Here is a 21,639-nt window from a genome sequence, read left to right as displayed (position 1 = left end):
CTAGCGCTGATTGTTATTCGTTTTTACTTCTTAATTAAAGGCGTTGGCGTACCACTTCAAACAAACAAATACCCGTTGCAACGGATACATTTAAGCTTGAAACAGCGCCAGCCATTGGTAATTTAATCAGTTCATCACAATGTTCGCGGGTTAAACGGCGTAGCCCTTTACCTTCTGCTCCCATCGCTAACGCCATACCACTTTGCAGCTTACAATCGTAGAGGCTTTGTTCTGCTTCACCGGCTGTACCGTAAATCCAGATCCCTTTGTCTTGTAAACCACGCATCGCGCGCGCTAGGTTAGTAACATGAATTAATGGAATCGATTCTGCTGCGCCACAGGCTACTTTACGTACTACGGGTGTTAAGCTTGCAGAGTTGTCTTTAGGTATGATCACTGCGTGTACGCCAGCGGCTTCCGCACTTCGTAAACAAGCTCCTAGATTGTGCGGGTCGGTTACACCATCTAAAATCAATAAAAAAGGAGGAACATCTAACGCTGCTAAAATAGGCTCTAAATCATTGTCAGTTAATACTTTCATTGCTTTTACACGTGCCATAATACCTTGGTGCTGCTCTCCATCAGATTTGTCATCTAATGCTTTACGTTGCATCAATTGTACTGAGACACCCCATTCTTTTGCTTTATTAAGTACATCATTTAAACGTTCGTCATCACGTCCTTTGAGAGCGTAAATTTCAATAACACGTTCTGGTTGTTTTTCTAATAGTGCATCAACGGCATGCATACCGTAAATAATTTCACTTTTACTCATGTTGTTTCTCTAATCTTTAATATCTAAATCGGGATAAGTTCTATCGTCGCTAATTGACCATAAGTAAATTAGCGACCTAGGCAGAATTGTTATTATTCTGCTTTCTTAGCCTTGTTACGTGTACGTTCTGCACGCCCAGGACGACTTTTTTTGGCTGCCGTTGTTTTTTTCTTCTTAGAAGACGCTGTATTCTTTTCGCCTTGTGCTACTTTTCTTTGCGGTTTTTTCTTTTGCTTGTTGGCAGCCTTTCTCTTTGCAAGCTCTTCTTCTGTTAGTTTTTTACCTGTTCGCTTCACCGCTTTTTTAGGCTGCTTAGCTGATTCATCATCCGTTGCTTGGTTGGATTGCTGATCATCTTGGCTTGCTGATTTATTACGAGCACGTTTGTCGATAGGACGATCTGACTTTTTACCTTCAGGTTGACGACCACGTTTGCGCTGACCTGCTACTGCTTCATCGGCTAATTCAAAATCAATTTTTTTATCGTCTAAATTAACGGAAAGTACTTTAACTTCTAATACGTCACCAATGCGGTAAACACGACCAGTACGCTCACCTTTTAAGGTTTGTTTGCCGGCATCAAAAATGTAGTAATCAGACACTAAACCTGTGACATGTACTAATCCATCAATGTGAATATCATTTAAACGTACGAAGAAACCAAAATTAGTGACCGCGGCAATAGTACCAACCATGGTGTCGCCTATATGGTCTTGCATATATTCACATTTAAGCGCGTCAGCTACATCACGTGTAGCATCATCAGCACGGCGCTCAGTCATTGAACAATGCTCACCTAATTGGCTTACTTCATCATGTTGATAGTTATAACCACCGGTTTCAGTCCATTTAGCTTTTAATTGGTTATTCGCTTGATGTGCCACTAAATACTTAATTGCTCGGTGCAAAATTAAATCAGGGTAACGACGGATAGGTGAAGTAAAGTGTGAGTACTCTTCTAGCGCTAAGCCAAAGTGACCTAAGTTTTCATCTTGGTAAACTGCCTGCTTCATTGAGCGCAGCAACATAGTTTGCAATAGCTCTTTATCATCACGTTCAGCAAAGGTTTCTGCTAAATCAGCATAGTCACGAGGAGCTGGTTTCTCACCGCCTCCTAAACTCAAGCCTAATTCACCTAAGAATGAACGAAAGTTAGCTAGTTTTTCTTCGCTAGGTGTTTCATGTACTCGGAATAAAGCGGCTGCATCAGCAGAGCCGATGAATCGAGCTGAAGCAACATTTGCTTGGATCATACATTCTTCGATGATCTTATGCGCATCGTTACGCACTAACGGCACTATCGCATCAATTTTACGCGCCTCATTAAATAAGAAACGTACTTCTAACGTTTCAAATTCCATACCGCCACGAATATGTCGTGCTTTTTTAAAGGCTTTATATAGATGTTCTAATTCTTGTAAGTGAGGCACTAATGGTTTGTATTGCTCACATAATGCTTCGTCACCTTTCAAAATCGACGCGACTTTAGTGTAAGTAAATCGAGCGTGAGAGTTCATTACCGCTTCATAGAATTTATAGTCGGTTAAATGACCTGCTTCAGAAATGACCATTTCACTAACCATACATAAACGGTCAACCTGAGGGTTTAAAGAACATAACCCATTAGATAACACTTCAGGTAACATCGGAATTACTTGGTCTGGGAAATAAACAGAGTTACCGCGATTAATCGCTTCTTTATCTAAAATAGTCCCTTTGCGAACGTAATAACTTACATCGGCAATCGCAACCCATAAGCGCCAGCCACCAGGTTCTTTTTGACAGAATACTGCATCATCAAAGTCACGTGCATCTTCACCATCAATAGTCACTAATGGCAAATCACGAAGATCTATACGACCTTTTTTAGCTTCTTCAGGCACAAACTCACCAAATGGTTCCAGCTCTTTATCTAAACCTTCAGGCCATTCATGCGGAATGTCATGCGTACGAAGCGCAATTTCAACTTCCATGCCCGGTTCCATATCTTGGCCAAGCACTTCTGTTATTTTACCCGTTGCAGTAAAACGCGCTTTAGGACGTTGTAAAATTTCTACTACCACTATCTGACCATGGCGAGCACCGCCATTGTTTTCTTTCTGAATAATGATTTCTTGGTTAATACGAGAATCGTCTGGAATAACAGATGAAACACCATCTTCAACAAAGTAGCGTCCAACAATCGTTTCTTTGCGAGCTTCTAATAAACGTACAAAACGCGCTTCAGTACGTCCACGTGAATCTACTTTTACGGGTTGCGCTAATATAGTGTCGCCGTGGAATAAAAAACGCATTTGGTGATTAGGTAAAAATAGGTCTTTACCTTCTTCTTCTGTTTTTAAGAAACCAAATCCATCTTTGTGGCCAATAACTTTACCTTTAGCAAGGTTCAGTTTGTCAGGCAAACCATAGGTTGCATTGCGACACCAGACTAATTGTCCATCACGTTCCATCGCTTTTAAGCGACGTCTTAGTCCTTCGGCTTCTTCGTCACTGCTGAGAGAGAAAGCATTAAATAATGCATCGCGAGTGATCGGTTTACCGTGTTTTTCGATAAAAGCTAAAATAAACTCGCGGTCAGGGACAGGATGTTCATAAATTTTGGGTTCTTGATCTAAAGTAGGATCTAAAGTCATAGTTGTAACTCTTTATAAGGCAATTAATGAAAGTATATCTGAAAATGAATAAAAGCTTTGAATTAATAAAGCAAAGCCCGTTTTTTTTGTTTTTTAGCATAATTGTTCATCAATTAAGCAAGTAAACCTATATTATAAAAAAAAACACAGAAAAGACTAGACAGATTTTACAGTGTTCAGTATTATCCGCGCCACGCTAAAGACGTGAGCACCCGTAGCTCAGCTGGATAGAGCGTTGCCCTCCGGAGGCAAAGGCCACAGGTTCGAATCCTGTCGGGTGCGCCATATTTCGGATTGCAACATTAATACAGTTCTTTAGTTTATAGTGGCGGATGTAGCTCAGTTGGTAGAGCCCCGGATTGTGATTCCGGTTGTCGCGGGTTCAAACCCCGTCATTCGCCCCATCTTTTCTCGATGTAAAATAGATATCTCGGTGATTAGCGCAGCTTGGTAGCGCATCTGGTTTGGGACCAGAGGGTCAGAGGTTCGAATCCTCTATCACCGACCACCTTAAAAAGGCCTGTAATACTTTACTGTATTACAGGCCTTTTGCTTTCTAGAGCTTTATAAAAAAATTCTTTCAATGGCTTGATCTTAAAGACTTGCTCAGACACAAAGCTGTCGCTTTTTCGCTCCATCTATCACCGACCACATTTTAGAATCCTGCTTAGCTTTGTTGCTAAGCAGGATTTTTTCGTTTCTGAACCTCTAAATACTCGGTGATTAGCGCAGCTTGGTGGCGCATCGTCGCGAAGCGAATAAAGAGTTGGACCAGAGGGGCTGGTTTATAGGTTCGAATCTTCTATCACCGACCACATTTGAATAACCCGCTTAGCTCTATGAGTTAAGCGGGTTTTTTCTTTTCTAGAGCTTTTAAAAACTTTCTTGCCTTGGCATGATCTTAAAGACTTGCTCAGACACAAAGCTGTCGCTTGAAAAGATTGCTCATAGATGAAGCTGACGCTTCTTCGCTGCTCCATCTATCACCGACCACATTAAAAAATCCCGTAACATTAATTTGTTACGGGATTTTTGCATTTTAGAGATATAAGGTTCCTGCATTGGTTTGACCTTAAAGGCCTGCTCAGACACAAAGCTGTCGCTTGAAAAGATTGCTCATAGATGAAGCTGGCGCTTCTTCGCTGCTCCGTCTATCACCGACCACCTTTAAGAATCCTGCTTAGCGTTATTGCTAAGTAGGATTTTTTCGTTTCTGAACCTCTAAATACTCGGTGATTAGCGCAGCTTGGTGGCGCATCGTCGCGAAGCGAATAAAGAGTTGGACCAGAGGGGGTGGTTTATAGGTTCGAATCTTCTATCACCGCCCACATTAGAAAAGCCTGTAATACTTAATTGTGTTACAGGCTTTTTGCATTTTAGGGATATAAGGTTCCTGCATTGGTTTGACCTTAAAGGACTGCTCAGATACAAAGCTGTCGTTTCTTTATTCCCCCGTCTGTTAACCAACAGATATGAAGATCTACTTTATTTCAAATACTCGGTGATTAAGATTGTTCCTCTACTATATCTATAAGGCTGTTGCGCTGACTATTTAATAAGGAGCTTTAACAATATGCTTACTCTGTAAGCTAAATATTTCTGCTATAGCCATTTTGATAAATAACTATATATTCCCTATTTAATATTTTTTTACTATCAATGTTTATTCACTATCAAGAGCTTTTCATTATTAATATAAAGAACATAGGATGATTGTTGGTTGACTCAGTATTGGCTAATTATTGCTTGGATCAGTATCAGAGACGTTGTTGTCTATTTAATGTAATTACAAATCAAGTAAAAGCAGGAAAAACTTAAATGAGATCTTATATTTCTGTTTTTTCTGCTTTGCTAGAGGATTATTTTTAGACAAAAGGAATAAGTAGACCGGATTAATCAATTTTAAATTGCAATTTTTAAAAAAAATAAGGTTAAATTTCGTTAAATCAGAGAAATAAAGTTAATGCTTTGTTGTTTTTTAACATGAAAATAACAAAAAAACGGACACTTCTCTTATGTTTTCAATTTAAGTTTCATTGTTTTTTGAGATCTAAGTCAAATTATTATTCTTTTATTTGCTTAAATTTGTGACATTTCGTCATCTAACTGCGTTTGCTGTTTCCGCCTTGAGTTTTGTGTGGTAATTTTATTCCGCACTTAAACATCTGTGGTGTGTAAATAACCAACATAATGTTATTACACCGGATTTAGACAGAATTAAGTAATTCAAGGATTCAATTAATTTAAATTTAATTTAATAGCAACAAGGTGATGGACAATGAAAAAAACAATTCTAGCTACAATAGTTACTTCTTTATTCGCAGCAACTGCGGCACACAGTGCAACAGTATACGATGCAAACGGCACAACTTTTGAAGTTTACGGTGACGTTGAAGTTCAAGCAAAAAAAGGCACTGCAGATAATAGCAGCAAAGTTATCAACATTGATGACGCTGACTTTGGTTTTAAAGCTGGTTACGATATTGGTCACGGTGTTACAGCCATTGGTGTTGTTGAAATGGATGGTGAAGATGATGAACCAGTAACACTTGATGACGCTTATGTTGGTTTAAGCTCTGCTCAATGGGGTACTATAACTGCTGGTCAACAAGTTACTATCGCAGATGACCAGGGTATCGGTAACGATTACGAGTTTGGTATCGATAATTCTTCTCAAAGTTATACTGACGGTAAGCAAGTTGTTAAATACACATTAGATAAAGGTAACTACTACGGTGGTATCTCTTACCTAGTTAATACAGGCCAAAATTCAGATGACTTTAACTCTCTTGATGCTAAATTAGGTGCACGTTTTGGTGGTCTTGATTTAACTGTGTATTACGGTAACGCTGATACAGAAATTGCTGCTACAACTACTCCTCCTGCAGCGGCTGTTCCTTATAATTCTGAAAGTGTTATTTTAGAAGTGCGTTACGCATTTACAGACTTAGAATTAGCTGCTTCTGCAGGCTCAACTGATAATGACTCTGGTGTTGCTGATTTAACTAGCTTTGGTTTAGCAGCTGTTTATACTGTTGACAAAATGGCTTATTCTGCGGCTTGGTCTTTAGTTGATACAGATAGCGCTGGCGTTGATGATGTTAATAAATACTTCGTAAATGCTGCTTACTCTTTCAACAGCAACGTTAAAGCATATTTAGAAGTAGCTGGTGATGATACTGATGATTCAGAAATCGGTTATGCTGCAGGTATGGCTATATCATTCTAAGCTAACTTTATTGTCTATCAGGCGACTCAATACCTGAATACATAATAAAAATAGATAACTGCTTATTCAACTTGATTGGGTAAGCAGTTTTTTCGTTTTAGTGCTTTTGTTTCTTTAACCATTTCTGCATTTTCCTTTCACTTATAACTGAACCCAAGTTTTGTTTTACTTCTATAAAGCCCCATTTACTTTCATTATTGTTTTCAGGCCGTTGCCTACACCCATACTTTATTTCCTTGATTGTTGCTTTTCACTTCTCTTTTGTTGTTATCAATCATTCGTACCTTTCTTCTATACAATCGACACAAGTGACTTTTTATTAATACATTCGAAGGGGGATATTTTATACTCGATGCTGATAGTCTAGTGTCTGTTTTTATTTTATAGCCAATGATGGGGTGAGTATTTTTATGAGCATTGTTATGAGTTTAGTTGACAAGGTATTGATGGCACCAGAGGGACCTTTATTTTCTAAGTTAATTCAAGGGTATTGGCGTTTAGGCGCTTGGGATATGACAGCGCAACAGCGTTTAACCTTTTTAAAGCAACATGTAGAGTTAGGTATTTCTACGGTGGATAATGCTGCTATTTATGGTGATAGCGAAGTATTATTTGGTGAAGCATTGGCATTAGCGCCTGAGATGCGAGAGCAAATTCAAATTGTATCTAAGTTTGGCATTAATGGTATTGCCGCGGCAGAAGGTGAGCATCGAGTTTCACATTATGATAGTAGTAAAGCTGCGATCATTCGCTCAACGGAAAACTCATTACAACGTTTGGGTGTTGAACAGTTAGATGCCTTATTAGTGCATCGTCCTGACTTTTTGATGGATGCGGATCAAGTGGCAGAAGCTTTTAGCGAACTTAAGCAATCGGGAAAAGTGAAACACTTTGGTGTGTCTAATTTTACTACATCCCAATTTGAACTATTACAATCCCGTTTGAGTGAACCTTTAATCACCAATCAGGTTGAAATCAATCCCATTAATTTTGATGTTATTGAAAATGGAGTTTTAGATCAGCTACAGCAACAGCGCGTGCGTCCAATGGCTTGGTCTTGTTTAGCTGGTGGTACTATCTTCAATGCGCAAACGCAGCAAGCCCAACGCTTACGAGTTTGTTTAGAGCTATTAGCACAAGAACTGGGTGCAACGTCTATCACACAAGTTATTTTTGCTTGGGTACTGAAGCATCCTTCAAACCCTGTGGCATTAATAGGTTCAGGTAAAATCGAACGAGTTAAAGAGGCTGTTGCGGCGTTAGCTTTAAAAATGAATACTGAGCAGTGGTATCGAGTCTGGGTTGCTTCAAAAGGTTTTTCTGTGCCTTAGCTTCTGCCTATTAACTAAAGCACCTTAAATACAGCACCTTAATTTCTGAACCTTAATGACTATCGCTTAAGTATTATGCGCAAATTGTTGTGTTATAAGTTGAGGCTATAAATTGAGTAAAAACGTTAAAACCAGTGCTAAAGCATTAAAAAACTGCATGGCACTGGTTTTTTATTTCCTTCACTTAACCATTTATATTAATTCAATGAGTAGTTTTACTGCAAAGATTAATAAAATAATACCCATCACTCTATCAAACCAATGACCATGGTTTAAAAATTTCTGACGAACACGTTGTTGTGAAAATAAAAATGAGACTAAGCAAAACCATGCTGCAGTTGAAATTATGATCCATAATCCGTATATAGATTGTACGATTAATGGTGTATTAGCACTGACGATGGTAGTGAAAATAGCGAGGAAAAAAAGTGTTGCCTTAGGGTTTAATACATTGGTCATAAAACCAATCATAAATGCTTTTTTTTGCTGCTTAGGGTCATTATCCACGGCAATAGAGGCGGATTGCGCTAGGTTAGGTTTACTACGTAATAAATTAATGCCTAGGTAAGTAATATAAGCGGCCCCTAATATTTTAGCGGTGACCATCAGATAAGCTGATTGAGATATTAATAAACCTACTCCCAATAATGTATATAAAACATGTATAGAAATACCAGATCCTATTCCTAAACTGGTTATTATTGCTGTTTTGCGACCAAAACTTATGCTCTGCCTGAGTACAATCGCAAAATCAGGTCCTGGGCTCATGACTGCTAGAAGGTGGACAATGGTTAACATAATAAATTCTTGAAAGTAGGGCATATTTAACTCTTAAATCTAATTGCTGAGGGAGTAATGAATCGATTATGATAACGTGTCTTTAATTATTTTCATAAGGTTAAATCATGACTTATTTAACACAATTTCCGGTACCTTTGTTGGGTTTTGCTGCCTTTAGTGGAACAGGTAAAACAACATTAATAGAACAACTTATTCCATTATTAATTGAACAAGGCTTGCGGGTCGCATTAGTGAAGCATAGCCACCATGATATTGAAATGGATAAGCCTGGAAAAGACAGCTACCGTTTACGTAAAGCGGGTGCTTCACAAGTAATTTTAGCTGGCACACATCGTTCTATTTGTTTTCACGAACATGAGCAAGCACACGATAGTCAACTAAGCGAACAGCTTGCATTATTAAATACACAGGCTTTGGACTTAGTGCTGGTGGAAGGTTATCGTGACCAAGCTTTTCCTAAAATAGAGTTGCACCGTAGCGTGCTACAAAAGCCATTCCTCTATAAAGAAGATGCTAATATCATTGGCATTGTTTGCGATCAACCTATTGATGCAGGTGATTTGCCCTTATTCGACTTTATGCAATTACAAAGGATAGTGTCGTTTATTTTAAACGAAGTGATTGCGGTTGCTAATAACAAGCCGGCTAAGTAAAAAGCGTATAAACACCGGACTTATTATTCGAATCTACGTTTTATTAAAGCATCCTTAACTAATTAACTAATTAACTAGGCGCCTAAAATCGGATTAAATAAACCTACAACCAGCAAAGGTTTAAGTCAGTTAATTTTCGACAATGTTAATTTTGCCAATATTAATTTCGACAATGTTAATTTTTACAGAGTTAAGCTTTGTCTTGTTGCTTGGCAAATGCAGCAATTAAAAGTTGTTGGCTGTTTTGCGCAGGTAGCTGCTGTCGAGACTTGCCAAGCAGATAGTTTTCTTTAAAGGTAGAAAATAATAATGTTAGCAGATATGCATTGTCTGTTTCACCTAAGCTATCCAATACCAAACTGGCGACTTCAGCCGTTGCTAGTTGACACTCTTTAGTCGCTTTACGCATTATATATTGTGATAGTTTTTCCGGTGCAAAAGATAACACTGGAAACTGATCTAGGTATGGGCTTTTACGAAACATTTTTTTAGCTTGCGCCCAGGTGCCATCCAATAAAATAAACAAAGGTCGTTTATCTTTGAGAATAGAGGGAATAGATGACTCAATGGGTAACACTCTTTCTTGCGCTGCATATTCGGCAGGAAATATAACAATAGGGCACCATTGTGGATCTGTTAGCAACGCTAACATTTTTGTATTGGGTTCAGTACGAGACCAGATATAAGCGTGTGTATCCGTAATAAGATCTGCGATTAAACGTCCCGTATTACTTGGCTTTAAAATCTCATCATCATACATCAATAATAAAAAAGCACTTCGGCTACTGACAGTTTGTTTGATTGAACAAATACATAAGTAGGGAAGTAGCATGCAGTGTTTACAGCGTGCAATGCTACCACCTCGCGCTAGAAAAGGACGTGTGCTTTGACTTAAACGATGGTCGTATAAAGAATGAAGTGCATGGATTCGCATAATGAGCTCTATTGTTGATAGGCTGCGATTATACGCAAAAAACCTTATTGAAAAAGGGGAACTCGCTGAAAGAATGCATTTGCAGCAAAGTAAGCTGATAAAAAGTAAGCTGCTGCCAGAGAGCAACGATTAATAACAAAAAAGGGATGTTATAAAGCATCCCTTTGATTTTTAGAGGTATCTTATATAAAGGTGATTCTCATCTCTTTTATTGTTGATGAGATGGTAAATCGTTACTTTCAAAAGAGTCTGCAAATTCATGATTACGATCTCGGTGCTTTGCTTCATCTTCACGCGCAATCGGGTGACTTGTGAGAAAACTGGTTTTAAGTGTTATTTTCGAAATAATGAAAATTTGACATGGAAAGTTGGTTATTTGAAGTGGTCGTTAACAAAAAGTATGTGTATTACTAAGTTAGGGCATAAAAATGTCCACTATTATTCTTATTATGAAGCAGATACAGTACCTACATCTGTAACAGTATCTGTACAGTAAAATTTACAGTGGCAGGTTATATTACGGTCGCTATTTGTTTTGTGATTTAAAAGGAAGGCAGTTATGAATATACCCGATGATTTTATAAATTATAAAAGTACGCCTCTATTCACTAAAAGTAATATTCCCAAACTATTTTTATTTGAACATAATACTAAGGCTGGAGTGTTTGGTAAAATATGTGTTACTTCCGGTCATTTAAAGTTTTATGGATTCAGTGAACGACGTGGTTTAATAGAGCAAGAGATTATTATTCCTGCTGGAGAATCTGCAATTTCACCTCCTGAGTATTGGCATAAAGTAGAGTTTTTAAGTGATGACACAGCGTTTGAAGTAAAATTTTATGCACAAAAAGACTCTGACATCGTGAAGCAAAACTTATCTGAACGAAACTAATTAGTTTCTACCTCATCGTTATATATAAACAACTGAGATTTTAATGGCTGAAAAAAAACGTATCTATATCGCTTATACCGGTGGCACTATCGGTATGAAACCTTCTAAAAATGGTTTTATTCCCGTTGCTGGTTATTTATCTGAAACGATTAAAAATATGCCTGAGTTTTATCATCAGGATATGCCTGAATTTGAAATTCATGAATATGAACCTTTGATTGATTCTGCTGATATTTCACCGCAGGCATGGCAGGTTTTAGCAACGGATATTCAAGATAAATACCATGACTTTGACGGGTTCATTATCTTGCATGGCACCGATACTATGTCTTATACGGCCTCTGCATTATCGTTTATTTTTGAAAGTTTGAGCAAACCTGTGATCATTACTGGCTCGCAAATACCCCTTTCACAATTACGTTCAGATGCTAGAGCAAACCTATTAAACTCTTTGTATATTGCTGCCCATCATCCTATTAATGAAGTCTGCATATTTTTTAATAATCAATTATTTAGAGGTAACCGCACCACCAAACAACATGCCGACGGTTTTAGCGCATTTGTGTCGCCTAACTACCCCGTGCTGTTAGAAGCGGGAATTGAGATTAGAAACGTCGCAGGCAAAAAACAAAAATCGATTAATACTCGCTTGACGATTGGCAAGATTGAACAACAATCGATTGCAATATTGCACCTGTTCCCCGGGTTAGATTGGCAAGTGTTGGACAACCTATTAAAAAGCCCGTTACAAGCGTTGGTTTTATTAACCTATGGAGTAGGGAATGCACAGCAAGACCCGCAATTATTAAATACTTTAAAAGAGGCCAGTGATCGCGGTATTTTAATTGTTAATTGCAGCCAATGTCTAAAGGGTAGTGTCAATATGGAAGGTTACGCAACCGGCCATGCTTTAAGCGAAGCAGGTGTTATTAGTGGCTTAGATATGACCACAGAATCTGTGATTGCTAAGTTATATTATTTACTCAGCCAAAAGTTAACCTACAAAGTAGTAAAAGAGTTATTAACTACTGATTTACGTGGTGAATTAACATCATTTAATTAGTCATTATCCTCGTTCGCTAAGTTGCGGCTTACTCAGTCGCAGTTTATGTAGTTGCAGTTTATGAAGTTGGGAATCAGTTGCTGTTTAAGAACCTGCTATCTCCAACTCAATGAACGGAGATGTTTTTAAATGTTTCAATTAAGGTATCGATCATTTCCTGTGCAGCAATGGAAAGTGGTACCTTAGCTTTTGTGATGATACCCACATGACGAGAAATTATTGGTGCTGAAATAGGCAAGCAAATAGCACCTTGCTCGCGCATTTGTGCTTCGCATAAAGCAGGTACTACAGCGACACCTAAGCCCTGTGAGACCATTTTTCCCACGGTTGCTAATTGGTGGGCATCAAAAGCCACGTGCAACTCCATCCCTTCTTTAGATAAAGTACTTTCTATCAAGTGACGAACACTTGAAGGTTTTTGTAAGGTAATAAAATCGTATTCAAGTAACTGTTTCCATGTGAGTTCTTTCTCATTTTTGAGCGAACAATTATGATGCATTACGGCAATAAAACGATCATTAAATAACGCTTGAAAGTTTAAATCTTGAGTATTTTCTGGCTCAAAGGAGATGCCCATTTCAATATTTCCCGCTCTCACCATTTCCACAACCGTATCAGTTAATACATCGTGAATTTCGATGCTGATGTTAGGGTTTTTTTGTCGGTAATACATCAATACTTTGGGCATTAAAGAAGCTGCGAAAGACGGCATAACTGCGACGGCTATTTTACCTCTGTCTAATGTAAATCTCTGTTTTAGCTCACTTTCTACCTTATCCCATGCATCGACTAAGGATTTAGCCATAGACAGTAGTTTTTGTCCTTCTGCGGTTAACAAAGTACTCCTTGTGGTACGAGTAAATAAGCGTCCTCCTAAGGAGTCTTCTAAGCTCTTAATCGACAAACTTACCGCGGGTTGTGACATGTGTACAAGCTTGCCTGCTTCGGCAAAACTTTGGGTATGTGCAACGGCTAAAAAAATACGAAGTTGTTTTACATTCATAACAAAACCAAATTAATAGATAAAAATAATAAATTTATTTAATTAATGAGTATGAGGCACACTGGTGAAAATTAAAATGACGTTGTATTTAAAGGTGGATCTATGGCTGGTTTCGACAAAGTAGTGACAACATATGAAGATGCTCTTAGTGGTTTAAAAGATGGCATGACGGTGATCGCTGGTGGTTTTGGTTTATGTGGTATTCCTGAAAACCTGATTGCTGAGATTAAGCGGCTACAAACAAAAAATCTGACCATAGTCTCGAATAACTGCGGTGTAGATGGTTTTGGTTTAGGCATTTTGTTAGAGGACAAGCAAGTTAGCAAAATGGTGTCATCGTACGTTGGTGAAAACGCTTTGTTTGAGAAACAGCTACTTAATGGAGAGTTGGATGTAGAGTTAACTCCACAGGGAACTCTAGCTGAAAAAATGCGTGCTGGTGGTGCTGGTATTCCCGCATTTTATACCGCAACAGGTGTTGGAACACCCGTTGCTGAAGGTAAAGATACACGTTTTTTTAACGGGCGTGAATATCTGCTAGAAGAAGCAATCACGGGCGATTTTGCAATTGTAAAAGGTTGGAAAGCAGACCGCTACGGTAATGTGATTTATCGTCATACGGCACAAAACTTTAACCCAATGGCGGCAACTGCAGGAAAAATTACCGTGGTTGAAGTAGAAGAGCTAGTTGAAGTGGGGGAGCTTGATCCTGCTCATATTCATACGCCGGGTATTTATGTCGACCGCGTTATTGTTGGTACCTTCGAAAAACGTATTGAAAACTGTACTACCAGCGAATAATTTCTTTTAGTTCAATACATACTTAATTCAATACATGCTTAATTCAATACATGCTTAGTTCAATGCATATTTATAGGTGATTTTATGGCACTTTCTCGAGATCAAATGGCAATTCGCGTGGCACGTGAATTACAAGACGGTTATTACGTTAATTTAGGAATAGGCATTCCCACTTTAGTGGCTAACTTTATACCCGATGGTATGCAAGTGATGCTGCAATCGGAAAATGGTTTATTAGGAATGGGGGCGTTCCCTAGCGTTGAAAACGTCGATGCAGACATGATCAATGCTGGTAAACAAACAGTTACGGCAGTGCCTGGCAGTTCTATTTTTTCATCTGCAGAGTCATTTGCGATGATCCGTGGTGGGCATGTTGATTTGACGGTATTAGGCGCATTTGAAGTGGATGTGAGTGGCAACATTGCCTCATGGATGATCCCGAATAAATTAATAAAAGGCATGGGTGGTGCAATGGATTTAGTGGCTGGCGCTGACAATATCATCGTTACCATGACACATGCTTCTAAAAATGGAGACTCTAAGTTATTAGATGTTTGTTCATTACCTTTAACTGGCAAAGGTTGTATTAAGAAAGTATTAACTGATTTAGCTTGGTTAGAGATTGAAAATAATGCCTTTGTACTTAAAGAACGTGCGCCGGGTGTATCGGTTGAAGAAATTAAAGCTAAAACCCAAGGTCGCTTGATCGTGCCCGAGCATGTTCCTGAAATGGTGTTTTAACTAGGTCGTTATGTTTAGTTAACTAAATAACTAAATAACTAAATAACTAAGTAGCTATGTTTAAGTAAATAGCTAAGTTGATTTAAGTAATTATTCGAGTAAAGAGGTCACTATGGAAATTGTTATTGTTGCTGCGGGTCGTTCTCCGATTGGTTCTTTTAATGGTAGTTTGTCATCATTAAGTGCAGTCGAATTAGGCCGTCAAGTATTAGCATCAATGTTAATCAAGCAGCCTATCTTCAAGCAACATATTGATGAAGTTATCTTAGGCCAAGTATTGACTGCGGGTTGTGGACAAAATCCTGCTCGTCAAACTGCAGTTCACGCAGGCCTTGATCACGCTGTTTCTGCAATGACCATTAATAAAGTCTGTGGCTCTGGTTTAAAAGCAGTTCAACTAGCCGCACAAGCGATTGCTAATGGTGATGCACAAATGGTAGTGGCAGGTGGTCAAGAAAGTATGAGCCAAGCCGCTCATGTTTTACCACAAAGTCGTAATGGTAAAAAAATGGGGGATTGGTCATTAGTTGATTCCATGGTCAGTGATGGTTTATGGGATGCTTTTAATGATTACCACATGGGACAAACAGCTGAAAATATTGCAGAACGTTGGGCATTTTCTCGCGATCAACAAGATACCTTTGCTGCGCATTCGCAGCAAAAAGCTGCTCAAGCACAAACCGCAGGTCAGTTTGTTGAAGAGATCGTGCCAATCAGTATTCCTCAGCGTAAAGGCGACTCCATTATTGTTGAGCATGATGAGCAGATACGCCCTAACAGTACTGCGGAAGGGTTAGCTAGGTTGCGTCCTGCTTTTACAAAAAATGGCACCGTGACCGCGGGTAATGCTTCGACGCTTAATGATGGCGCAGCAATGGTGATCGTTACCTCTAAAGAAAAAGCAGAACAGCTAGGTTTACCTGTATTGGCCACTATTGTTGCCTCCGCAAGTGCCGGCGTTGACCCAGAAGTTATGGGCGTTGGCCCAATTGAAGCGACTAAAAAAGCATTAGCAAAAGCTGCGTGGACGGTTGCAGATTTAGATGTGGTTGAAGCTAATGAAGCGTTTGCAGTGCAAGCGATGACAGTTAATCAAGAGCTTCAGCTTGATACCAAAAAAGTCAATGTAAATGGTGGTGCGATTGCATTAGGGCATCCTATTGGTGCATCTGGCTGTCGTATTTTAGTGACATTATTGCATGAAATGAAGCGTAGCGAACATAAGAAAGGGTTAGCCACACTTTGTATTGGTGGCGGAATGGGCGTAGCGATGCTGCTATCTCGTTAAACCTTTACTAGTGGTTTTATTCGCATTAACTAGCATTTTATTGATGTGAATAAGGCCTCAAGCAAGTAATCTTTCGGTCTGTAAATTATCAGTTTTAAACTCAATTGTCGGTAACTATTGCATTGGTTACCACGGCATAACTTTTACTAAATCAAGCAAAATATCCCAACACTATAACGACCATGATGATGTTTTTATTAATGCGTTTAGTTAATGGATCGTTGCTAAAGGAACATTGATAGTGAGCATATTCACTATTACAAAACAGGTGATTTTTAGAAACCGGTAATTATCACAAAACCGGCGATTACCAAAAAACCGATAGTTATCGAAAAAAGATAATTATCACAACAACGATATAATAAGGAAATTTTATGAATACGAACGTAGCACAACTCAGTGTATTACAAAGACTCAGTAAGTTTTTTGTGACTCTACTTCAACGTTACCTTCCGGATCCCTTTATTTTTGCGATTGTATTAACTCTAGCGGTTTTTGTGTTGGTGATGCCGAGTACAGGGCAAAGTCCAATACAAGTTGTTGATGCGTGGGCTGGTGGGTTTTGGAAATTATTAACCTTCTCAATGCAAATGGCGATGGTCGTTGTGACAGGGCATGCCATGGCCAGTGCTCCCGCTTTTAAAAGTAAACTAGCGGTACTAGCTAGTATTGCTAAAACACCAAATCAAGCCATCTTATTAGTGACCTTTATTAGTGCGATTGCCTGTTGGATCAACTGGGGATTTGGCCTAGTTGTTGGTGCTATTTTCGCGCGTGAAATTGCTTCTCGTGTAAGGGGAGTGGATTACCGTCTGTTAATCGCTTCTGCTTATAGTGGTTTTTTATTTTGGCATGCGGGCTTATCTGGTTCGATCCCATTAGCGTTAGCAAGTGGTACTAACTTGAGTGCTGTGACGAATGGCGCGGTAACTTCTCCAATTCCAACATCTGAAACGATTTTCTCAACCATGAATTTGACGATTCTTGCCGTGATGTTAATTACTATTCCAATTTTGAATCGTTTAATGCATCCCGTTGGAAAAGATATTATCACTATTGATGCACAATTATTAAAAGAGCAATCTGCACTGCAAGGTACTGGCCAAGCTAAAGATTCAAAAGGTAGAAACTTTCAAGGTAAAGAGTTACAGGCTGAAGCATTAAACGATCAAGAAACGGACTCTCAGGAAAAAATGACACCTGCAGAACGTTTGGAAAATAGCCGTGTGTTGTCAATGTTACTAGGAGCAATGGGCTTTACTTACATTATTTATTATTTTATTAATAATGGTTTTGCACTTAATCTTAATATCGTTAACTTCACCTTCCTATTCTCTGCAATCTTGCTACATGGAACGCCTAAGAGTTTATTAAGTTCGGTTTCACAAGGCGCTAAAAACTGTTCAGGCATATTATTACAGTTCCCATTCTATGCAGGTATCATGGGTATGATGACTGCAGTGGGTGATTCAGGTAATTCGTTAGCTGGTATTATTTCAGCGGGTTTTGTTTCAATCTCAAATGAAACAACATTCCCTGTATTTACCTTTTTAAGTGCTGGGATTGTAAACTTTTTTGTACCATCAGGTGGTGGTCAATGGGCTGTTCAAGCACCTATTATGATGCCAGCAGGTGCTGCATTAGGTGTTGATGCTGCGAAAACTGCGATGGCCATTGCTTGGGGAGATGCATGGACGAATATGATCCAACCTTTTTGGGCATTACCTGCGTTAGCAATTGCAGGCTTAGGGGCTAAAGATGTGATGGGATACTGCATCATGGCGTTATTCGGCTCTGGCGTTATTATTTCACTTGGTTTATTAGTGTTTTAATTAAGCCATTTGTTCATTAAACTAATCATTCATTAAACCATTAAATCATTAACTTAAATATATAATATGCAATCTATGCCTACGATACTAAATTAGCTTTTAGTGTTGTAGGCATAACTAATCATTAACATTAAACAGACTACTATTAGATTCCTATTTAATTATTTAATTATTTATTTGTTTAGCTTTCTTATTCTGTATTAACAACGTTTCCATTAATATCATCTTCATTAAAGGTGTCTTTCATTAAGTGTGTTGTTACAAACTCAGTAAACACTTTTAAACGAGAGGGCATATATTTATTTTGGGCATATTGCATTGCTATTACACCCGCGTAGTTTCCTTTGATTTCCCAATCTGCAAGTACCTCAATCACTTCATTATTTTGTAACGCATTTTTAATCACAAAGTCAGGGAATATACCAATCCCAAAACCATTTTTTACACCGTTTAAACGCATCTGAGAATGATTGACGGCATAGCGTCCAGACACAGCAATTACATGTCTTTCCTCTTTTTTCATGAACTCCCAAATATGGTCGATCGCCGTTTCACCTAAATATAAACAATCATGCACTGATAGCTGTTGTGGGTGAGTCGGACAACCTCTTTTTTTGATATATTCAGGGCTTGCACAAAGCTTTAAATTAACTTTGCCAATCTCTTTCATAATCAACCCTTCAGTGGGTTTATCGGTTAAGCGAAACACCACATCAATCCCTTGCGCTATCATATCGATATCACCGTCTGATGCTCTTAGTTTTAGTTGAATTTTCGGATATTTGGTCAAAAAAGGCGTGACTAGTGGCTGTAATACAATCGTTAAAAAGGCTTTTGGTGCGGCAACCGTTAACGTTCCAGAGGGGACGGTATGTTCTAAACTAGAAATATCGATTGCCTGCTGAGCGGCCTCAACGATGATAGTCGATTGCTGATATATTTTTTTACCCGCATCGGTGATCAATAAGCGGCGCGTGGTTCGCTCAAACAACTTGACCGATAATGCACTTTCTAAACGTGTGATTAATTTGCTTAAAGCAGAAGGTGTCACTCCTAACTTTTTCGCTGCCGTTGTAAAGCTTCCTTCATTGACAACAACAATAAATGTGGCCAGATCAGGTAATAATGCAATCAGTTTATTTGTGACCATAATTCATCAATGGTTTTCCATTTTAGGGGCTAATAGTTGTAATCGGTTTCAATTAGAATCAATTTATTCGGCTTTATTATACTTTTTATAAGCAACATTAATATGTCGTTTTCTATAGCAATGTTCTATATGAAAAATTCCATATAAAAGATTAACGACTGAAGCCATCACAATAAAAAATTACTTAAGCACTTATACTTGAGCAATGACAACTTAAAGAAGGAAAGTTTATGTCTTCTACATTTTATGCACAAATCAAAACACAAATAGAAACAGTGAAGAATGAAGGATTATACAAGTCTGAACGTATCATTACCTCTGCGCAAAAAGCTTCTGTTTCAATCTCTACAGGACAAGAAGTGTTAAATTTCTGTGCTAATAACTATTTAGGTTTAGCTAATCATGAAACGCTTATTCAAGCGGCGAAAGAGGGGATGGATGAGCATGGTTTTGGGATGGCATCGGTACGTTTCATTTGTGGTACACAAGATTCGCATAAAGTCTTAGAGCAAAAACTGTCTACTTTTTTAGGTAAAGAAGACACCATTCTTTATACCTCTTGCTTTGATGCTAATACGGGTTTATTTGAAACTATTTTAGATAAAGAAGATGCGATTATTTCAGATGCATTAAACCATGCTTCGATCATCGACGGTGTCCGTTTGTGTAAAGCAATGCGTTTTCGTTATGCCAACAACGATATGACAGAACTTGAGCAACAGTTGATTGCCGCTAAAGAAGCAGGTGCTCGCCATACATTGATTGTGACGGATGGTGTGTTCTCAATGGATGGCGTAGTGGCAAACTTACCTGCCATTTGTGACTTAGCTGATAAATATGATGCACTAGTAATGGTTGATGATTCTCACGCAGTTGGGTTCATGGGCGAAAATGGCGCAGGCACACATGAATACCATGATGTAATTGACCGCATTGATATTATTACCGGCACTTTAGGTAAAGCCATGGGCGGCGCCTCTGGTGGTTATACTTCAGGCAAAAAGGAAGTAATCGATTGGTTACGTCAGCGATCTCGCCCGTACTTGTTTTCTAACTCGGTTGCACCTGCGATTGTTTCTGCATCGATTCGAGTGCTGGATTTACTCGCTGAATCTGGGCATCTTCGCAGTAAACTATGGGAAAACTCAACGCACTTCCGTACACGTATGGAGGCCGCCGGTTTCACTATGGGAGGAGCCGATCATGCCATTATTCCTATTATGTTAGGTGATGCAAAAGTTGCAGCGGAGTTTGCTGAGCGCGCTTTAGCATTAGGTATTTACGTGGTTGCTTTCTCTTTTCCTGTTGTACCTAAAGGGAAAGCTCGAATTCGTACACAAATGTCAGCGGCACATTCGCGTGAACAGCTTGATACTGCGATTAATGCGTTCATTAAAGTTGGACAAGAGATGGAGTTAATTGGTCATGAAAATTAAAGCGTTAGCGAAATTAAAGTCTGAACAAGGGATATGGATGACACAAGTTGATAAGCCTGAAGTTGGCCATAATGACTTGCTTATCCGCATTAAAAAAACAGCAATTTGTGGCACAGATATCCATATTTACAATTGGGATGAATGGGCACAGAAAACGATACCTGTTCCGCTTGTAGTTGGTCACGAATACGTAGGTGAAGTGGTTGGCATGGGGCAAGAGGTTCGCGGGTTTAATATTGGCGATCGGGTTTCTGGAGAAGGGCATATAACTTGCGGACATTGCCGTAATTGCCGTTGTGGACGTACTCATCTTTGTCGTAATACAAGTGGAGTGGGCGTTAACAGAACAGGGGCTTTTTCTGAATTTTTAGTATTGCCTGCGTTTAACGCGTTTAAGATCCCTGATCAAATATCTGACGATCTTGCGTCTATTTTTGACCCCTTTGGCAATGCGGTTCATACCGCGTTATCCTTTGATTTAGTGGGTGAAGATGTTTTGATCACAGGTGCTGGGCCCATTGGGATTATGGCTGCCGCTGTTGCAAAACATGTTGGTGCTCGTCATGTGGTGATCACTGATGTTAATCAATACCGTTTAGATCTTGCAAAAAAAATGGGCGTAACACGTGCTATTAATGTCAAAGATGAAAAACTGGAAGATGTAATATCTGAACTGGGTATGACAGAAGGTTTTGATGTTGGTTTGGAAATGTCTGGTAACCCAACTGCGTTTAATAGCATGTTAAAAAATATGAACCATGGCGGTAAAGTCGCTCTATTAGGTATTCCACCTGCAGAGATGGCAGTGGATTGGAATCAGGTTATATTTAAAGGTTTAGTGATTAAAGGTATCTACGGTCGAGAGATGTTTGAAACGTGGTACAAAATGGCCAGTCTTATTCAATCGGGCTTAGATTTAACGCCTGTAATTACACATCATTTTAGTGTTGATGATTTCCAAAAAGGCTTCGATATGATGCGTTCAGGTAAGTCAGGTAAAGTGATTTTAGATTGGGAAAAATAACTGTTTTGTGACTGATTTAACTTGCTGAGTTTAGCAGTTAACTTTTAGTG

General features: G+C 38.8%; 17 protein-coding genes and 5 tRNA genes. 16 read left to right on the top strand and 6 right to left on the bottom strand.

The features are described from left to right. Positions 1-34: 34 nt before the first annotated feature. Complete coding sequence (rlmB, locus tag MT390_RS08885) at positions 35-775, bottom strand: 23S rRNA (guanosine(2251)-2'-O)-methyltransferase RlmB (protein ID WP_166372524.1); 741 nt, start codon at positions 773-775, stop codon at positions 35-37. A 92-nt stretch (positions 776-867) separates the two neighbouring features. Beyond that, entirely contained in the window at positions 868-3,411 is a 2,544-nt protein-coding gene (gene rnr / locus MT390_RS08880; RefSeq protein ID WP_499440700.1) for a ribonuclease R, read from the bottom strand. A 208-nt stretch (positions 3,412-3,619) separates the two neighbouring features. On the opposite strand from rnr, the gene MT390_RS08875 reads away from it, so the two are divergent. The 7 genes from MT390_RS08875 (at position 3,620) to MT390_RS08845 (ending at position 7,971) form a co-directional block, all read left to right on the top strand. Beyond that, positions 3,620-3,696: transfer RNA gene (locus tag MT390_RS08875), tRNA-Arg, on the top strand. A gap of 43 nt (positions 3,697-3,739) precedes the next feature. Continuing rightward, positions 3,740-3,815, top strand: a tRNA-His gene (locus MT390_RS08870). Positions 3,816-3,842: 27 nt separating this feature from the next. Continuing rightward, positions 3,843-3,919 (top strand) — tRNA-Pro (locus MT390_RS08865). 209 nt (positions 3,920-4,128) lie between these two features. After that, positions 4,129-4,226, top strand: a tRNA-OTHER gene (locus MT390_RS08860). Positions 4,227-4,641: 415 nt separating this feature from the next. Then, positions 4,642-4,739, top strand: a tRNA-OTHER gene (locus MT390_RS08855). 950 nt (positions 4,740-5,689) lie between these two features. Then, complete coding sequence (locus MT390_RS08850; protein ID WP_499440698.1) at positions 5,690-6,640, top strand: porin; 951 nt, start codon at positions 5,690-5,692, stop codon at positions 6,638-6,640. 410 nt (positions 6,641-7,050) lie between these two features. After that, complete coding sequence (locus tag MT390_RS08845) at positions 7,051-7,971, top strand: aldo/keto reductase (protein ID WP_499440696.1); 921 nt, start codon at positions 7,051-7,053, stop codon at positions 7,969-7,971. A 192-nt stretch (positions 7,972-8,163) separates the two neighbouring features. On the opposite strand, the gene MT390_RS08840 is transcribed toward MT390_RS08845, so the two are convergent. Beyond that, entirely contained in the window at positions 8,164-8,793 is a 630-nt protein-coding gene (locus tag MT390_RS08840) for a LysE family translocator (RefSeq protein WP_499440695.1), read from the bottom strand. Between the two features lie 83 nt (positions 8,794-8,876). On the opposite strand from MT390_RS08840, the gene mobB reads away from it, so the two are divergent. Continuing rightward, complete coding sequence (gene mobB / locus MT390_RS08835; RefSeq protein WP_499440693.1) at positions 8,877-9,425, top strand: molybdopterin-guanine dinucleotide biosynthesis protein B; 549 nt, start codon at positions 8,877-8,879, stop codon at positions 9,423-9,425. A gap of 190 nt (positions 9,426-9,615) precedes the next feature. Here mobB and MT390_RS08830 read toward each other — a convergent pair whose 3' ends face one another. Next, the gene (locus MT390_RS08830; protein WP_499440691.1) at positions 9,616-10,359 is read right to left on the bottom strand and encodes a tRNA-uridine aminocarboxypropyltransferase; all 744 of its coding nucleotides are present in this window, start codon (positions 10,357-10,359) and stop codon (positions 9,616-9,618) included. A gap of 559 nt (positions 10,360-10,918) precedes the next feature. Here MT390_RS08830 and MT390_RS08825 point away from each other — a divergent pair. Next, entirely contained in the window at positions 10,919-11,251 is a 333-nt protein-coding gene (locus MT390_RS08825) for a TehB family protein (RefSeq protein ID WP_166372531.1), read from the top strand. 43 nt (positions 11,252-11,294) lie between these two features. Further along, positions 11,295-12,314 (top strand): asparaginase, encoded by a 1,020-nt coding sequence (gene ansA, locus MT390_RS08820; RefSeq protein ID WP_299667943.1) that lies wholly within the window; start codon positions 11,295-11,297, stop codon positions 12,312-12,314. A 106-nt stretch (positions 12,315-12,420) separates the two neighbouring features. Here ansA and MT390_RS08815 read toward each other — a convergent pair whose 3' ends face one another. Next, the gene (locus MT390_RS08815) at positions 12,421-13,317 is read right to left on the bottom strand and encodes a LysR family transcriptional regulator (RefSeq protein ID WP_499440689.1); all 897 of its coding nucleotides are present in this window, start codon (positions 13,315-13,317) and stop codon (positions 12,421-12,423) included. Between the two features lie 102 nt (positions 13,318-13,419). On the opposite strand from MT390_RS08815, the gene MT390_RS08810 reads away from it, so the two are divergent. The 4 genes from MT390_RS08810 to MT390_RS08795 all read left to right on the top strand — a co-directional run bounded on the left by MT390_RS08810 (position 13,420) and on the right by MT390_RS08795 (position 17,979). After that, positions 13,420-14,118, top strand: a complete 699-nt coding sequence (locus MT390_RS08810) for a CoA transferase subunit A (protein ID WP_028869166.1) — start codon at positions 13,420-13,422, stop codon at positions 14,116-14,118. A gap of 84 nt (positions 14,119-14,202) precedes the next feature. Next, positions 14,203-14,859, top strand: coding sequence for a 3-oxoacid CoA-transferase subunit B (locus MT390_RS08805; RefSeq protein WP_166372535.1), 657 nt, complete (start codon positions 14,203-14,205; stop codon positions 14,857-14,859). Positions 14,860-14,971: 112 nt separating this feature from the next. After that, complete coding sequence (locus tag MT390_RS08800; protein WP_499440686.1) at positions 14,972-16,147, top strand: acetyl-CoA C-acetyltransferase; 1,176 nt, start codon at positions 14,972-14,974, stop codon at positions 16,145-16,147. A 374-nt stretch (positions 16,148-16,521) separates the two neighbouring features. Next, on the top strand, positions 16,522-17,979 hold the full coding sequence (locus tag MT390_RS08795) for a short-chain fatty acid transporter (protein ID WP_299667927.1): 1,458 nt from the start codon (positions 16,522-16,524) through the stop codon (positions 17,977-17,979). A 190-nt stretch (positions 17,980-18,169) separates the two neighbouring features. On the opposite strand, the gene MT390_RS08790 is transcribed toward MT390_RS08795, so the two are convergent. Continuing rightward, positions 18,170-19,129 (bottom strand): LysR family transcriptional regulator, encoded by a 960-nt coding sequence (locus tag MT390_RS08790; RefSeq protein ID WP_499440685.1) that lies wholly within the window; start codon positions 19,127-19,129, stop codon positions 18,170-18,172. 230 nt (positions 19,130-19,359) lie between these two features. Between MT390_RS08790 and MT390_RS08785 the strand changes: the two genes are divergently transcribed. Continuing rightward, the gene (locus MT390_RS08785) at positions 19,360-20,565 is read left to right on the top strand and encodes a glycine C-acetyltransferase (protein ID WP_166372539.1); all 1,206 of its coding nucleotides are present in this window, start codon (positions 19,360-19,362) and stop codon (positions 20,563-20,565) included. Further along, positions 20,555-21,589 (top strand): L-threonine 3-dehydrogenase, encoded by a 1,035-nt coding sequence (tdh, locus tag MT390_RS08780; RefSeq protein ID WP_166372540.1) that lies wholly within the window; start codon positions 20,555-20,557, stop codon positions 21,587-21,589. Before MT390_RS08785 ends, tdh begins: the two co-directional genes overlap by 11 nt. Positions 21,590-21,639 lie beyond the last annotated feature (50 nt).

It is taken from the genome of Vibrio sp. 2-Bac 85, from assembly GCF_037546705.1.
Taxonomy (GTDB): domain Bacteria; phylum Pseudomonadota; class Gammaproteobacteria; order Enterobacterales; family Psychromonadaceae; genus Psychromonas.
Note: the sequence above shows the minus strand (reverse complement) of the source record. Positions and strands in the feature narration are given on the sequence as shown.